The following is a 15,853-nucleotide window of genomic DNA, read 5'->3' as shown; positions in this document are numbered from 1 at the left end:
AGCGATTGCTAAAGCAACTAAATACAGCTCAACACAATAAAAAGCTAAACCATCTAATCCGATTCGGCACACATAGCCAAACGATGAACCCACATGGAACCAGAACAATAAAGAGGCATGCAATGACGGTTATTCGTAAGCAAGATGTGATCAGCAGTGTCGCTGACGCACTTCAGTACATTTCTTATTATCACCCTTTAGACTTTGTCCAAGCCCTAGAAAAAGCGTACGAGAAAGAAGAGAGCCAAGCAGCAAAAGATGCAATCGCTCAGATTCTTATCAACTCGCGTATGTCTGCGGAAGGCCATCGTCCAATTTGTCAGGATACGGGTATTGTTACTTGTTTCGTGAACATCGGTATGGATGTTAGGTGGGAAACGGATCAAACAGTACAACAGATGGTTGATGAAGGCGTTCGTCAAGCTTACAACAACCCAGATAACCCATTGCGTGCATCTGTCCTAATGGACCCTGCAGGTAAGCGTATTAATACCAAAGACAACACACCAGCGGTTGTTCACATTAATATGGTTCCAGGCAACAAAGTTGAAATTCAAATCGCAGCAAAAGGCGGCGGTTCTGAGAACAAAACCAAGATGGTTATGCTGAACCCTTCTGATGATATTGCTGAGTGGGTAGAGAAGACGCTACCAACAATGGGTGCGGGCTGGTGTCCACCGGGCATGCTAGGCATAGGTATTGGCGGCACGGCAGAGAAAGCCGCGGTACTCGCTAAAGAATCTCTGATGGAACACATCGATATTCAAGAGTTGATCGACAAAGGCCCAGAGAACGCAGAAGAAGAGCTTCGTTTAGATATCTTCAACCGTGTAAACAAACTAGGCATTGGCGCACAAGGTCTTGGCGGTCTAACGACTGTGGTTGACGTGAAAATCAAAACAGCACCAACGCACGCAGCCTCTAAGCCTGTTTGCTTGATCCCGAACTGTGCAGCGACACGTCACGTACATTTCACATTAGACGGCAGCGGCCCAGCAGAGCTAACACCACCTAAGTTAGAAGAGTGGCCAGATATTACTTGGGAAGCAGGCGCGAATACACGCCGTGTTAACCTTGATGAAATTACTAAAGAAGATGTTCAAGAGTGGAAGACCGGCGAAACGGTTCTTCTATCAGGCAAGATCTTAACGGGTCGTGATGCAGCGCATAAGCGTATTCAAGGCATGCTTGAAAGTGGTGAAGGTTTACCAGAAGGCGTCGACCTGAAAGGTAAGTTCATTTACTACGTTGGCCCTGTTGATGCTGTGGGTGATGAAGCGGTAGGTCCTGCTGGCCCGACAACGTCTACTCGTATGGATAAGTTCACCGACATGATGCTAGAAGAAACTGGCATTATGGGCATGATTGGTAAAGCAGAACGTGGCCCTGCGACCGTTGAATCAATCAAACAACATAAGTCAGTTTACCTGATGGCGGTTGGCGGCGCCGCTTATCTTGTTGCAAAAGCAATTAAGAAAGCACGTGTGGTTGCGTTTGAAGATCTCGGTATGGAAGCGATCTACGAGTTTGAAGTTGAAGATATGCCGGTAACGGTTGCGGTTGACTCTAATGGCGTGAACGCGCACCAGATCGGCCCTGACACGTGGAAAGTGAAGATTGCTGAAGCTGAGAAAGCGTAATTAACCGACGCCAAAAAATCGTAATTGTCGCTAACTTCAGCGTTTGAATTGCAATTTTTGACAGAAAGTTAAAGACAAAAGTGCAGCATTCTCTGCACTTTTGTCTTATTATCAATGATATAGTGATAAACACATAGTTTGATATAAGAACATAGGAGAGAGGAATGCCTCGTTTTATTCAGATCCTACAGATTATCTTAGCAGTGGTGATTGGTGCTTTTGTTGGCTACGACCTGATCTTGAAAGGGATCAGTATCTTTGATAATAAATACGTGACGATTACATGTGCGCTTTGGCTAATTGCAGAGATTGCACTGTTTGTTATCTACAAGTTGATTGAAGACGATTAAACGTCGGATATCGTGCAAAAATTCTAAAGCCCCTGATTATGAATGTAGTCAGGGGCTTTTATTCATCTAGCATTAAGAATGGGTATTGCATACTCACCACTATTAGTAAAAGAACAAGCAAAAGAAAAAGAAAAAGCATACAAACAACCCTAATAGGGAAAGAACATAGGCTAGCCTATCTATTATCATAACCGGCTGGCCTAATTATCACGGAGTCGTTCAAATGAAACACCTAACTCAAGAAATGAGTGACTTTATAAGCAGAGGAACGGATTCTCACATTCGAGTAGCGGTCACGGGGCTTTCTCGTGCGGGTAAGACAGCATTCATTACTTCGCTGGTTAATCAGCTTCTTCATACGTCTACCCACAAAAATCTGCCTCTACTTGCATCGGCGAGAGATGGCAGAATTATTGGCGCAAAGCGCATCCCGCAACAAAACATGATGATCCCACGTTTCTCTTATGATGAAGCGATGGAGTCGTTGAATGCACAACCACCAGAATGGCCAGTGCCAACGCGAGATGTTAGTGAGATTCGTCTAGCAATTAAATATAAGCCAGCTAAAGGCGCAAAGAAGCTGCTGAGCAAAAACAGCACCCTTTATCTCGATATTGTTGATTATCCGGGCGAATGGCTGCTTGATTTACCTTTGTTGGACATGGATTTTGATACTTGGAGTCAATCTCAATTTGCCGCGTTGAAAGGCGATAGAGAAACCTATTCGCAACAGTGGAACACAATACGTGGCGACATTGACTTGCTAGCCGAAGCAGAAGAAAAGAAACTGGTCGCGATTGCCGATAGCTATACTCAGTACCTTCATACTTGTAAGGATAACGGATTGCACTGGGTACAACCGGGTCGATTCGTATTGCCGGGTGAGCTTGAAGGCGCGCCTGTGCTGCAATTTTTTCCGTGCGCTGCTCCCGAGGGTAAGTTCTCAAAAACCAGCAACTATGCGGTTTTAAAAGCGCGTTATGAAGAGTATCAACAGAAGGTCGTCAAAGCGTTCTACAAGAATCACTTTGCCACGTTCGACAGACAAATCGTGTTGGTGGATTGCTTACAACCACTTAACGCAGGCTATGACTCTTTCATGGACATGCGTGGTGCGTTAGAACAGTTATTGAAGAGCTTTAAGTACGGGCGAAGCAATATGCTAAGACGCTTGTTTGCGCCGAAGATTGACAAGATCTTGTTTGCTGCCACTAAGGCTGACCATGTGACACCGGATCAACATCCGAACTTGGTATCGCTGTTACAGCAGATGGTACACCCTGCTTGGCAACAGGCGGCGTTTGAACACATCGACATGAGTTGCATGAGCATTGCGTCTATTCAAGCGACCAGCGCGGGTTATATCTCGTCAGGCTCAGACAATGTTCCGGCGTTGCAAGGTGTGACTTTAGATAATGTCCCTCAAACCATGTATCCGGGAGAGGTGCCGCGTAAACTGCCAAACAAACAGTATTGGGAAACCAACCAGTTTGATTTTACGAGCTTTAGGCCGATGGAGCAGCACTCTGACGAGCCTTGTCAGCATCTAAGAATCGACAAGGTTTTAGAGTATCTCATTGGCGACAAGTTGAAGTAATTGAGGCAATTGAAATGAGTGAATTAAAAACGAAACAGGTCTTTGATGAACCGTTGAAGACCTCGTTCGATGAGCCGGATAAGAATGAAGTTACCCCAGATTTGGGTGCTCAAAAGCTATTCACGGAACAAGAGAAGTTTGTGCCCGTTGCACCACAAGTGGAAACCGACCTTGATGGTGACGCAGAGCAGCAACTGGAACAAGTGATTCGACCGAGTAAAAAGAAGAAGTGGTTTGGAACGGGCTTACTTGTCGCTTTCTCTGGCCTAGTCGGATGGCAGGCGATTGACTCTGTCATTACTGCTATTCAAACCGCTGACTGGCTAGCTTTAGGTTGGGCAGGTTTCATCGCTGCCATTGCTTCATTAGGTTTAGGCGCAATAGGCAAAGAGTTGTGGAGGCTGCGTTCGCTGAAAGATCATTTCAGTGTACAAGAGCAGAGTGAAGAGCTGTTACAAAGCCAGAGTGTTGGTAAAGGTAAAGCATTCTGTGAAAACATTGCCAAGCAGGGCGGTATTATCGCTGAATCACCCGCTTATGATAAGTGGCGAAACAGCATTAATCCTGCGCACAGCGATGCTGAAGTGTTGGATATGTACGATGCGTTGGTTGTTGCTCAGCAAGATAAAGTGGCGACTCAAATCGTCACTAAGTTCTCGACCGAATCGGCGGCCTTGGTTGCAGTGAGTCCATTGGCTGCTGCTGATATGTTGCTGGTGGCATGGCGTAATTTCACCATGATAGACAAGCTTGCCGACGTCTATGGTATTGAGCTTGGCTATTGGTCTCGCATTAAGTTGTTCAAGTTGGTGTTAATCAACATGGCCGCTGCAGGAGCCAGTGAACTCGCGATTGATGCGAGTATGGACTTAGTCTCGATGGATCTTGCGGGTAAAGTCTCAGCTCGTGCAGGGCAGGGGCTCGGTGTCGGCATCCTCACTGCGAGACTGGGCTTAAAAGCCATGACATTGCTGCGTCCTATGCCTTGGCATAATGAGCGAAAAGTAAAACTATCCGACCTTCGCAAAGCCGTCCTTTATGAAATAAAGCGCATTACCTTAAAGTAAAGCGAAGTGCTTAAAATTGAAATGTAGGAAATAAAGCGAATTACCTTCCTATAAAGTCTATATACACAAGGAAGTTGAGTGATTTGCGAGCGAAGAGTAAACATATGTTTACTCTTCTTCTTGACTGAACTTAGAGCTTAATTCACACTACTGTCAACTTATCCTGACACCTATAATAGGACTATTTGTGCGTCTTGAAGTATTGTGTGAAGACAGACTCGGCTTAACGCGTGAGTTGCTCGATATCTTGGCCTCAAAAAGCATTGATTTACGAGGAATCGAAATTGATGTTAAAGGTATTATTTACCTAAATTGCCCGGATATTAATTTTGATGCTTTTAGTGAACTTATGGCTGAAATTCGCCGAATTTCAGGTGTGAAGGATGTACGTAAAATCCAGTTTATGCCAAGCGAAAGGCATAACACAGAACTGATTGCCCTGCTGGCAAACCTACCTGATCCTGTGATTGCGATTGACCTTAAAGGCTCAGTCGACATGGCAAACCACGCTGCATTGAACCTCTTCAACAAACAAGAAGAAGAAGTGATCGGTGAGCCACTAGCGACGTTCGTTCCTAGCTTTAACTTCGCTCGTTGGATTGAAGGCGATGTAACGCGTCATCGTGAAGTCGTGGTACTAGATGGCCTAGATTTCTCTATTGAAATTCTGCCTATTTATCTAGGTGGTGATGTCAACGAAGCGGTACTGGCGAGTGCAGTAATGACGATTCGTTCTTGTAACCAAGAAATGAACGCGCCAGACGCCATCCCTGAACAGAATAACCTAGGTTTTGAACACTTTGTTGGTGTCTCTAATCGCCATAAAGCCTTGATCAGTCAAGCTAAGAAGCTGGCTATGCTAGATCAACCTCTGCTTATTGAAGGGGATACAGGTACGGGTAAAGAGATGCTGGCGAAATCGTGTCATAACCGTTCAAATCGATCTTCTTTTCCATTTTTGATTCTAAGTTGTGCATCAATGCCTGATGACGTAGCAGAAACGGAATTGTTTGGACATGCACCGGGCTCATTCAACCATGAACAAGGTCATAAAGGCATCTTCGAACAAGCGAATGGCGGTACGGTATTTTTAGATGAAATCGGCGAAATGAGCCCGCATCTACAAATCAAACTGCTGCGTTTCCTACAAGATGGTTCATTCCGTCGTGTTGGTGAAGAAGAAGAGATGCACGCGGATGTTCGTATTATCGCATCAACGCGCCATCGCCTTTCTGAATTAGCCGACTCGGGCTCGTTTCGTGAAGATCTGTTCTACCGCTTGAACGTACTGACTTTATCGATTCCTGCTTTGCGTGAACGTTCAAACGATGTTGCGCCATTACTGGAGCTATTCGTTGCAAAGTACGCACAGCAGTTAGGGATGTTGAAACCAAAGTTGACTCAAGAACTAGTCGACCAATTAGGTAACTACCAATGGCCAGGCAATATTCGTCAGTTAGACAACATGGTTCTACGTGCACTAACAGAGTTGGATTCAGATACGTTAACGGTTGAGCAATTCCACCTGCCACAGCTTGACACTATGACTGCTGGAATGGCGAATTTAAGCTTAGACGGCTCGCTAGACGAGATCATGAAAGACTATGAATCTCAGATTTTAGAGAAGCTTTATCAGTCATTCCCATCAAGCCGTAAGCTTGCTAAACGTTTGAATGTATCTCACACCTCAATTGCGAATAAGCTTCGTGATTACGGTATCAGAAAGAGCTGATGATATTAGACTGCTAAATTCGGTAAGAGTGAGGCGGTAACGAAAAAAGAGACAAAAGAATAAGAACAAGACTATGGAAGATTCGAGTACGCAGCAACGTATTGATAAACGTGATGGCAACCTAATTTTACGAACGGCTGAGATCTATGATGCGAGCATGATCAGTGAGTACTTTCAGGTGAACAGAGAGTACCTTAAGCCTTGGGAACCGACCCGAGAGGGTGCGTTCTTTGACAGAGCGGATTGGGCTCAACGGCTGATTAAGTTAAACGAACTCCATAAATTGGGGCTAGGCTATTATTGCTTGTTGATTAATGCCGATTCAAATGAAATGTTAGGTACCATATCGTTCAGTAATTTGTCTCGTTTCCCGTTCTACGCTTGTAATGTCGGTTACTCATTGGCGCAAAGTGCACAGGGCCACGGTTACATGCGCAGAGGCTTGAGCATGGCTAAAGACTACATGTTTGATGTGCAGAACATGCACCGCTTAATGGCGGGCTACATGCCTCACAACGAACGAAGTGCGGGTGTATTAGAGCATCTTGGTTTTGTTCGAGAAGGTTTTGCCAAAGATTACCTACAGATTAACGGTAAATGGGAAGATCACGTGTTGACGGCACTGGTAAACCCAAACTGGCAAGATAAACGCTCCGTGTGAGTGTCAAACATTGAATTTAGATACAGCGGAGAACATAAATAAAATGAAGTCATCGCTGTATCGAAAGAACATATAGGCATGGTAAGCCCATAAGCCTGAGAAGATATTTGAGGAATTTTGATGTCATATACAACTTTGGAAGAATACCAAAGAAAATGGATTTTCACTCACCAGTCAATGCCACTACCCGCTGAAGATTTGGAAAAGATAAAACCAATGACACAGGCAAGGGCATCTCAGTTTTGGAAAGAAAACGTGAGCCCTCAAAGCCCGGATGCAGAAAGACTAAGTTCGCAAGATTGGCCGAGCAAGGCATCTAACTGGAACGAAGAGATCAGCTGGATGGCAAATTGGGAAGCCGATGAGCCTGAAATGCCAGAAGAAATCCTTAACTTCATTGATTGGCAAGATGACGTAACTGTTTATTTTTGCTACGAAAAATACAATGTTCTTGAAACCAAATGGTCGGTTTTCAAGAAGCATTGGAAAAACTTTTTGTTCTACGATGATGGCCCGATCTTACTAGGTCGCCGTCGTTCAGAAGCACTTTGGTTTGCTACAAATGGTACGGTTAAAATTGGTAACCGTGCTTAAGTTGGTTTGATTTAGTCGTGCGAGTGTTGGCGATCCGATCAACAGATAGACAGACAAGAAGCGAGCATTAAGCTCGCTTTTTTTATACCTGATGATCTTTGAAGATCATGGGGAATACCCACTGTCTGAGCTCAATTGAAAATGAGCGCTTCCACTTTTTTAAAGTGGGCAAATTACGAAATTGAGATCGCTATCTCATTGGGTTAGTTGAAGTTTTGTGTGTTTGAGCTATCTTAATATTACTGCCTTAGTGGAGGTGAAGTATTATGATTTGGGATACTCTCGAACGTGTAAATAAACTTCGCAAGGAAGCAATGGAAGATCCAGAGTTTTTGGATTCAGCAAAGATGCATGAGGAATGGCTTTTAAGCGAAACTCATAATCAATCGAACAAAGGAGCCAAAGAGAAAAAACCGAAAAAGTTATCTGATATTTATGAAAATACGGATTTTCCTATCAATCCAACTGGAACGAAACATTAACAATGATGAACTGCAACACGGCTGAGGCTCTTAACCAAAAAGCGATAAGTCGACTAAACATACCAGCCTTAAGCCACCAATAAAAAAGCCACTTTCAACGAACCGAAAGTGGCTTTTTCTTTTCTCGTTAGCTTCTTTACTCATTAACAGCTAAAGCTAATCGTTTTTAAAGCTAGCTATTAATTAGGCTCAAGCCGCTTGGTAATGCATCACCAAACACGCGCTTAGACTCGCTCTCAGAAAGCTCAGTAACTTCACTTACTAGCGTTAGCCAAGACTCTGGCACCTTGCTTTGCTTTAACTTTTCAAGAACTTGAGCACGGTAGTCATCAGAGATATCGAACTGACGGTCACCCGTCTTACGACAAATCATCACAGCCGCGAAGGCAATCATCTGCTCTTTCTGCCAATTCTGGTCAAGCAGCTTTGGTAACCACTGTTCTGCTTGCTCTCTTGGAATGACGTTGTGTTGGCTTCCGTATAACGGTGTGCGAGACGCTAAGCGACCCAGAGCCCACCAGTGAGCCTGTTCGAACTGATTATGGTTAATCGCTTTGCTTAAGAACCAAGTCGCTAATAGAACCTTGTCTTCCACTTCAAGTTGCTCAAGTGATGCTGCTAATCTCACCATGGCTTCATAACCATTGTCTTGTGCATCTTTAGCCGTTTTAGGGTTCTTCATTGCACCTGGGTGAAGGTACTTCGCGATATCAGCCAAGATGGTCTCTTGCTGCTCTTGATTCAGGCCACCCGCAACTCGACGCCAGAATACCCACCAGTCCGTCCAACCTTGGTGGTTCTGGAACTGAATGTTTTGTTGGTAAAGGCCCCAAATTTGTTCGATACGCCATGAGTCAGTCGGATCGCCAAAGCCTGGACGCAGCGAGTAACCCGCCAAACGCAGCCAGTTCTTCTCGTGTGCTTCTGAACGACGACGGCGTTTACGACCTAATGAAAAGGTATCAAACAGATGGCGAAGGGTCGTGAAGTCCCATTCATCACGCTTACCGAGTCGTTTCTCAAGATCTTTCGATAGTGTTTTGATCTCTTTCGATTCAGCACTCTTCTTGTTGCCGCTGTACAGACGAGAAATCAATTCCTTACATTCATCCAGCCTTGGGTGAAGTTTAGCGGTATCAGACTCATCGCCTTGCTTGTTTCTGACTTCAAACTCGAGCAACCAACGTTTAGAGTCATCTTCTGTACTCACACACTCCATTTTCAGTGTGCCGACTTCTGTTAATTGACACGCGAGCAATACTTCGACGCGTTCTTTTTGGTTGGCTTGGAGCTCTGCAGTACCTGAACCTTCCAGTGTTGAAATATACGGTGGAAGAGGGGAGAACAAGTCAGCGTCGACATTGACCATCACACCATTTTGAATAGCGGTGTCATGAGCAATTTGATCGTGGGTTGAAGTCAGTAGATTAAATCGTACTGGCTCACCTAAAGTCAGCGAGAAACGACGGCTGTTTAAGCGTATTTCTTGGCCTTCTTCAGTACCTTTGGCAAGCAGACAAAGCGCTTTGCCCATCTTGTTCTTCTCTTGTAGATGCAAGAAGTAAGAACGAGCGGCACCGCCACCGATTTTCAGTTGTGCACCACGGCGTGCTTTACCAAAAGCTACAGCACCAAGGGCTACAGACCAGTCAGGGTGAGGGTTATCTAAGACGGTGATTGGTGCACCGTTCCAATTGCCCAGTAGTTGAGTAATACGTTCGGTGACAAGCTCACTGTTGAACACACCACCGTTGAGTAGTACACCAACAGGAATTGCAGGTTTGGTATCATCAAACTCAACAGAGTCTGACTTTTCCAATGCGGCTTTAGATACTTGTTGATGTGTCGCTAGGAATTCGGCAACGTGCTTACTTACCGCAGGATCTGCTGCGTAGGGCAGGCCGAACTCAACCACCGCGCTGCGGCGTTTGTCTGGCACTTCAGTGAATTCAGAAAGTGGGAAGAAACCTTCCAGAGCAATCTGATGAACTTCTTGTTTGGTTAAACCAATACTCTTCGTACCACCAAGCAGTTTTGAACCACTGCCCAGCATGGTGATCTTCACATCGTCTGGCGCATCAGCAGAAAGCAGGCTCTCTTTTGCGGCGCGAGTCTGTTGAATAAGCTTGGTTAGGCTAGACGCATTCAGCTTTTTGTTTTGATTGAAGCGTTGCTCTGCAAGGTGAGCAAGGGCTAAATCGAGGTTATCACCCCCTAGCATCAAGTGCTCACCAACGCCGATACGGTCGAGTGCGAGTTCTTGGTCATCGCCATTGCTTGAGTTGAAGCTTGCTTCGATCAAACTTAAATCGGTAGTACCGCCACCAACATCACACACTAGAATCAGCGGGATCTGTTGAAGTTCATCTGCAGCGGTTTGTTGGTGACGGGCATACCAGTCATAACAAACGGCTTGCGGCTCTTCGAGTAACAGAATCTTACCTAAGCCCGCCAGTTCTGCCGCTTCGAGTGTCAGCTTACGTGCTGTCTCATCGAATGAAGCGGGAACAGTTACCACAACGTCTTGGTCTTCAAGCTTGTTGCTTGGGTTACGGTAGTTCCATGCTTGGCGGATGTGGTTTAGGTAGCTTGCGCTTGCGACAACAGGAGACACCTTATCGACGTCAGTTGCGCCTGCCCACGGCAGAATGTCGGAGTTACGATCAACCGCTTGGTGAGATAACCAGCTTTTAGCACTCGATACTTGGCGACCTTCAACCTTAGCACCTAATTCTCGTGCCCATTCGCCTACGATGACATTTTGAATATCGCCTTCAACTAAGCTCGGTTCCCAAGGCATGGTGAGATCGGAAGGGGAGATCTGACCTTGTGCGGGATGATAACGAAATGATGGAAGTAGGGGCTTGCGAACCACTTCACCGGGGCCGATGAGTTGGTCAATATCGAAAAGAGAAACGGGAGCATGTTGTAGGTCGTCGTTGATTTCACAGTAAGCGACAACAGTATTCGTTGTGCCTAAGTCAATGCCGACTAAAAAACGAGGAGATGCCATACAAAACCTTATTCTGCCAAAGTGATGACCAGTTAATGGATAATCTTGGTCTTATTATTGTCTTTGGAATGCTTTTAATACAGGGCTAGGGAATCGCATTGATAAAGTAACGGCACCCGTTAAGGTGCCGTTGATTCATTATGCTTGTTCGTTTGAGTCGCTATTCGTATCTTCACGAACGTCGAACTCAACGTGCCATTTCTGACCATTGTCAGTGGCAATCGCTTCTAGGTATAACGTGCCTAATTCAGTAACACGAGACGCTAAAGTCACCGGAACCACTTCACCTTCGCGACGACCTTCAGAAACAGGCAGTGTCACTTGGATTTCAGGAAGCTCATCAAGATCTTCTGGAGCCCAGTGGTCAAGGTGCGTGCCCGCTTCATCTTCACGACGTGTTGTTGAACCGAAGAATTGGAAGTGTACTGGCTGACCAATCACTAGACCGAACTCTTGGCTAGGCACTTGAACGCTTGAACCTTCTTCCATGCCAAATGGTGCAACACACAGTGCTTCCATCGGAGGAGCCATACCTGGGATTGCTGGCATCGCGCTTTCAATTCCTACGTAGTATGAAGAAGCGATACCACCGCGGATACGAACGCCTTGGCCACGACGAACTGCGCCGTAGTAAGAAGCGCCACTTGCAACCGCTAGGTCTAAGTCTAAGCCTGAAAGCTGTTTAGCGAATTCTGAGTCTGCATTAATTAGCCATTCATTGATCGTGTCTGAAAGACGATCAGCAAGTAGGTTAGATTTTAGAACACCACCATTGAACAGTACCGCTGTTGGTTTGATGAAGTCTGCTGCTGGCGCTTCTGACCCTTGCGCTTCTGTACCGGGCATGTTTGCAAATGGGTTGAAATCTTGTTGAGCGGCTTCACTATTTCCAGAAAGCGCATTGGCTTGCTTAGAAAGGAATGCAGCAATGTGACGAGTAATACCCGCATCTTGAGCGTAAGGCAGACCCATTTGAGTCAGTGCACCACGAGTTTTCTGTACCGGGTGATCCGTGACAGCGACTTGTGGGAAGAAGCCGTCAACCAATGTTTGTTGTACTTCTTGCTGAGTCAGTTCTGTTTTCAGTGTTGCGCCAAGTAGCTTAGAGCCGCGGCTTGGAACAACGATCGGCACAGATTGGAGTTCAGCATCGTTTAGCAGTGCTTCTTTCGCATCACGACATGCATGAGTCATCGCTTGAACCTGCCAAGGAGCCAGTTCTTTGCCTTCTTGAGCCAGTTTCATTTTCAGACGGTAAGCTAACGCTAAGTCCATGTTGTCGCCGCCAAGTAGGATGTGTTCACCTACTGCGATACGGTTCAGACTTAGGTTGCCTTCATCTTGTGTTACTTCAACTAACGAAAGGTCAGTTGTACCACCACCGATATCGACAACAAGAACGATGTCGCCAACATTCACTTCATCACGCCATGTGTCGTTGCTGTTATCAATCCAGCTGTAAAGAGCCGCTTGTGGCTCTTCAAGAAGCGTTAGGTGAGTGAAACCAACATTACGTGCAGCTTCAGCTGTTAGGTCACGCGCCGCAGGATCAAACGAAGCTGGAACGGTGATCGTTACATCTTGGTCTGCCAGTTTGTGTTCTGGGTTAGCGTGGTTCCAAGCATCTTTCAGGTGCTCTAGGTACAACTCAGTTGTCTTAAGCGGAGATACTTTTTCAACTTCTTCAGGGCTGCCTGCAGGAAGGAAAGCATCACGACGGTTCACACCACCGTGGCAGAGCCAAGATTTAGCACTTGCTACCAAACGGATAGGGGTTTTTGAACCTAGGTTACGAGCAATCGCACCCACCAGTGCTTTCGGCTCAGAAGACCAAGGCAGAACGCGAGATCCCGCATTCATTTCATGTTCGTGCGGCTGGTATAGGAACGAGCCAAGTTGGCTGCGAGTTTCTACTGTACCTGGAGCCGTCAATTGAGGGATTGGCATCACCTCAACGCGAGCGTCTTCATTTGTTGTGTCGATGAAAGACAAAACACAGTGTGTAGTACCTAAATCGATACCGACACTGAACTTAGGCGCCTGATGTTGCTCTTGAGAAGATAGCTCTTGTGAATGCGTTTGTGCAGATGACTCGTGCGATGATGGCTGAGTTTGGTGTTCCATTATAGCTCCACCTCTGCCGGTGCAATCACAGATGCATCGTAGTTCTCAGCAAGTTTAGGCAGATTCATGTCAGTTGCTTTCCAGCCTTTGTGAACTAGCGTGCCATTGAACGGTGCATTGCCCGTTACATTGCCTGTTAGGCGGATTTCTTGTGGGTTGAAACCTTCAGCGATAGTGATGCGCGTTTCTTCATCTTCAGTACGGATGTGAGAAAGCGTCACGTAATCTGCTAACACTTTTTTACCGCCAGTGTGAATAACACGTGCTGCTGCGCCAACTTCTTCGTCAGAGAATGAAGCTAGGTCTTCTTTTAGGAAGTCGATTAAACGCGCTTCTTGCTGCATGATAGACAGTAGTTGCATTGCAGAGTCAGTCGGAGCTGTTGCAAGCTTAGATTCAACTTCAACGATTTTTTCGATGACTTTTTCAACTTCTACAACTTTCTCAACTTCAACAATCTTTTCAACTTTTTTCTCAACTTCAACGATCTTTTCTACTGGTTTTTCTACGACTTTCTCAACCACTTGGGTTTTACGAGAAACGGCAATAAGCAGTAGTAAAACGCTTGATGCAGTTAGGCCTGCGTGAAGCATATCAAACGTTTGTGGGATTAGGTTCAAATCAACGATCATAGTGATTTCTCTTTAAAATTGATTTAACGGTATATTCGTCGGTTTAAAGGAATATACAGATTGGAAAGAAACTCGGTAGCACGAGGCTGAAACGGTCGCTTTCAAGCTATAAATATGGGTGGATACTAGCATATTCAAGGCTTAAGAGGTGTATTTAATGTTTTCAAACAAGTGGTTTTTTGGTGTGTTAGCTTGAAATTTAGTCGAGACTTGTCTGGTTATTGGTCATGGGTATCAGTAAGATTTACAAAATGCCCGTTTAATGTGACATTTAGGACTAAACATGAATGGAGCATTATTTCCGTCCGTTATATACTTTCTGCTCACTTTATCCCATTTGGAACCCTTATGCCTGACACTACTGACCCACTAATAGGGATGAAGAGAAAAATACTCCCATTGGTCGTATTCTCGGTCGGTTTTTTGATAACTGTGTTGTGTTTTGTGTTTGTCGCGCTTAATCAGCAACGTGCGCTGATAACGAATTTGAATAGCTTTGCTACGCACCAGACACTAAGTCTTGAAGCGTTTATCAATAATGATGTGGCTTACATCGGTTCCGGCGCTAATTTTTTCTATTCTAACGATCAAGATAATTGGGGTAATTTCGACCGTTTTGCAAAGCAAACCATCGCCCATTCAAAAAGTCTAATTGCCTTGCAGTGGATGCAAAAAGTATCGGTTGATGAAATCACAGCATATACAAAAGAAATGGAAGAGGAATACCCATTTTTTAAGTTGTTTACCATCCCAAAACACCAAGAAAAAACGTATGGCTATGTCTTAGATGGCGAGTCTGCTTTTATTGCAACTGACGTTTACCCAAACACAGAGGCAAATAATAAAGTATTAGGTTTTTATTCATCTAGAGAGCGTTTTAAATTAGTTATAGACAACATTAAACAAACTCGCGAAGCCAATGTTTCTGACAAGGTACGCTTAATACAAGATGGCTTAGACAAAGAAATACCAAAGAGTGGCATGTTGGTTTATCACCCTGTGTTTGATGGTGAAAGTGACAACTTACTCGGTGTTGTGATTGGTGTAGTCCGCACAACTTATTACTTTGAAAATCTATTAGCTTCGGCTGTAGGGGATATGAATGTCTATATTCGTGTCACTGACACTGGTTTTGAAGCGGAAGATTCACCTATTTTGTTTGAGACTAAAGGTTATGATTCAGTCTTTGGTCACGAGATAACAAAGACTTTGGCTCTGACTAATCGCGACTGGAAGATCGACTACAAGATCGATTCATGCATATCATTTTATGGTTATATGGTATTAGCAGGTATTGCATTAGTGGGAACGACTATCTCACTGTTGCTTGCATATATTGTTAATATGCAAATCAGAGAAAAAGATCGTCTGTCTAGAATGCTTGACAAAAGAACTAAAGAACTTCGCTTTCTCGCCAACCATGATAGCCTCACAGAGATATACAACCGACGCGCTTTCAACAAAATCCTCGACAAGACAATTCAGCGTAGTGAGTCTTTCACTCTCATCGGATTCGATATCGATAAATTCAAAGGTATCAACGATAAATTTGGCCACCCTGCGGGTGATGCCTTGCTTGTGCATGTGATTAAACAGATTTCATTGAACTTAAAAGAAGGGGACAACTTGTTCCGTGTCGGTGGTGATGAGTTTTGTATTATATCAAGCATTTCCGATCGTGAAGCTTTGAAGTTTTACCTTGAATGTATTTTACACAGCGTAAGTGATTCTTGCTGCGAGCACAAAGGTCAACTTTTGAGTTGTACTCTAAGTATCGGTGCTACCATCCGCAGTAAAGAAGATATTGAAGAACTCCTTCAAAAAACCGACAGCATGTTGTATCAAAGCAAGTCAGATGGCCGAAATCGAGTCACAATTGCAGGCTAAATGAGCACTTGATGCAACTAGGGTCGAGTTCTGTATTAGGCTCATGTACAATTTGACAAAATTTTTGATGAGAG

At 44.9% G+C, this 15,853-nt stretch carries 12 protein-coding genes; 9 read left to right on the top strand and 3 right to left on the bottom strand.

Annotated features, from left to right (window positions below; genetic code table 11):
- Positions 1-122 precede the first annotated feature (122 nt).
- The 8 genes from OCV30_RS09050 (at position 123) to OCV30_RS09015 (ending at position 8,123) form a co-directional block, all read left to right on the top strand.
- Positions 123-1,640 carry a fumarate hydratase gene (locus OCV30_RS09050; protein WP_009847029.1) on the top strand — a complete coding sequence of 506 codons (1,518 nt, stop codon included), beginning with the start codon at positions 123-125 and terminating at the stop codon, positions 1,638-1,640.
- A gap of 164 nt (positions 1,641-1,804) precedes the next feature.
- The gene (locus OCV30_RS09045; protein ID WP_004734731.1) at positions 1,805-1,990 is read left to right on the top strand and encodes a hypothetical protein; all 186 of its coding nucleotides are present in this window, start codon (positions 1,805-1,807) and stop codon (positions 1,988-1,990) included.
- 223 nt (positions 1,991-2,213) lie between these two features.
- The gene (locus OCV30_RS09040; protein ID WP_065678722.1) at positions 2,214-3,587 is read left to right on the top strand and encodes a YcjX family GTP-binding protein; all 1,374 of its coding nucleotides are present in this window, start codon (positions 2,214-2,216) and stop codon (positions 3,585-3,587) included.
- Positions 3,588-3,601: 14 nt separating this feature from the next.
- A complete protein-coding gene (locus OCV30_RS09035) occupies positions 3,602-4,654 on the top strand; it encodes a YcjF family protein (protein WP_065678721.1) in 1,053 nt (350 codons plus the stop codon).
- Between the two features lie 187 nt (positions 4,655-4,841).
- Complete coding sequence (gene tyrR / locus OCV30_RS09030) at positions 4,842-6,386, top strand: transcriptional regulator TyrR (RefSeq protein ID WP_017101490.1); 1,545 nt, start codon at positions 4,842-4,844, stop codon at positions 6,384-6,386.
- Positions 6,387-6,459: 73 nt separating this feature from the next.
- Positions 6,460-7,047 carry a ribosomal protein S5-alanine N-acetyltransferase gene (gene rimJ / locus OCV30_RS09025; RefSeq protein ID WP_065678720.1) on the top strand — a complete coding sequence of 196 codons (588 nt, stop codon included), beginning with the start codon at positions 6,460-6,462 and terminating at the stop codon, positions 7,045-7,047.
- A gap of 120 nt (positions 7,048-7,167) precedes the next feature.
- Positions 7,168-7,641: a DUF2947 domain-containing protein gene (locus OCV30_RS09020; protein WP_029223788.1), complete on the top strand. Its 474-nt coding sequence runs from the start codon at positions 7,168-7,170 to the stop codon at positions 7,639-7,641.
- Between the two features lie 266 nt (positions 7,642-7,907).
- Positions 7,908-8,123 (top strand): hypothetical protein, encoded by a 216-nt coding sequence (locus tag OCV30_RS09015; protein ID WP_012604204.1) that lies wholly within the window; start codon positions 7,908-7,910, stop codon positions 8,121-8,123.
- A gap of 172 nt (positions 8,124-8,295) precedes the next feature.
- Here the strand turns inward: OCV30_RS09015 and OCV30_RS09010 are convergent, their stop codons facing one another.
- From OCV30_RS09010 to OCV30_RS09000, 3 genes are all read right to left on the bottom strand, one after another.
- A complete protein-coding gene (locus tag OCV30_RS09010) occupies positions 8,296-11,136 on the bottom strand; it encodes an Hsp70 family protein (RefSeq protein ID WP_065678719.1) in 2,841 nt (946 codons plus the stop codon).
- 138 nt (positions 11,137-11,274) lie between these two features.
- Positions 11,275-13,260 carry an Hsp70 family protein gene (locus tag OCV30_RS09005; protein WP_065678718.1) on the bottom strand — a complete coding sequence of 662 codons (1,986 nt, stop codon included), beginning with the start codon at positions 13,258-13,260 and terminating at the stop codon, positions 11,275-11,277.
- Positions 13,260-13,892 (bottom strand): DUF2760 domain-containing protein, encoded by a 633-nt coding sequence (locus tag OCV30_RS09000; protein ID WP_065678717.1) that lies wholly within the window; start codon positions 13,890-13,892, stop codon positions 13,260-13,262. Before OCV30_RS09000 ends, OCV30_RS09005 begins: the two co-directional genes overlap by 1 nt.
- 348 nt (positions 13,893-14,240) lie before the next feature.
- Between OCV30_RS09000 and OCV30_RS08995 the strand changes: the two genes are divergently transcribed.
- Positions 14,241-15,779 (top strand): sensor domain-containing diguanylate cyclase, encoded by a 1,539-nt coding sequence (locus tag OCV30_RS08995; RefSeq protein ID WP_065678716.1) that lies wholly within the window; start codon positions 14,241-14,243, stop codon positions 15,777-15,779.
- Positions 15,780-15,853: the final 74 nt, after the last annotated feature.

This window comes from Vibrio atlanticus (assembly GCF_024347315.1).
Taxonomy (GTDB): Bacteria; Pseudomonadota; Gammaproteobacteria; order Enterobacterales; family Vibrionaceae; genus Vibrio; species Vibrio atlanticus.
This window is presented reverse-complemented; position numbering and strand designations above follow the sequence as displayed.

Coding starts and splice junctions, on each gene's coding strand:
- OCV30_RS09045 (WP_004734731.1), top strand. CDS start 1,805: ATGCCTCGTTTTATTCAGATCCTACAGATTATCTTAGCAGTGGTGATT.
- OCV30_RS09000 (WP_065678717.1), bottom strand. CDS start 13,892: ATGATCGTTGATTTGAACCTAATCCCACAAACGTTTGATATGCTTCAC.
- rimJ (WP_065678720.1), top strand. CDS start 6,460: ATGGAAGATTCGAGTACGCAGCAACGTATTGATAAACGTGATGGCAAC.
- OCV30_RS09015 (WP_012604204.1), top strand. CDS start 7,908: ATGATTTGGGATACTCTCGAACGTGTAAATAAACTTCGCAAGGAAGCA.
- OCV30_RS09050 (WP_009847029.1), top strand. CDS start 123: ATGACGGTTATTCGTAAGCAAGATGTGATCAGCAGTGTCGCTGACGCA.
- OCV30_RS09010 (WP_065678719.1), bottom strand. CDS start 11,136: ATGGCATCTCCTCGTTTTTTAGTCGGCATTGACTTAGGCACAACGAAT.
- OCV30_RS08995 (WP_065678716.1), top strand. CDS start 14,241: ATGCCTGACACTACTGACCCACTAATAGGGATGAAGAGAAAAATACTC.
- OCV30_RS09035 (WP_065678721.1), top strand. CDS start 3,602: ATGAGTGAATTAAAAACGAAACAGGTCTTTGATGAACCGTTGAAGACC.
- OCV30_RS09005 (WP_065678718.1), bottom strand. CDS start 13,260: ATGGAACACCAAACTCAGCCATCATCGCACGAGTCATCTGCACAAACG.
- OCV30_RS09040 (WP_065678722.1), top strand. CDS start 2,214: ATGAAACACCTAACTCAAGAAATGAGTGACTTTATAAGCAGAGGAACG.
- OCV30_RS09020 (WP_029223788.1), top strand. CDS start 7,168: ATGTCATATACAACTTTGGAAGAATACCAAAGAAAATGGATTTTCACT.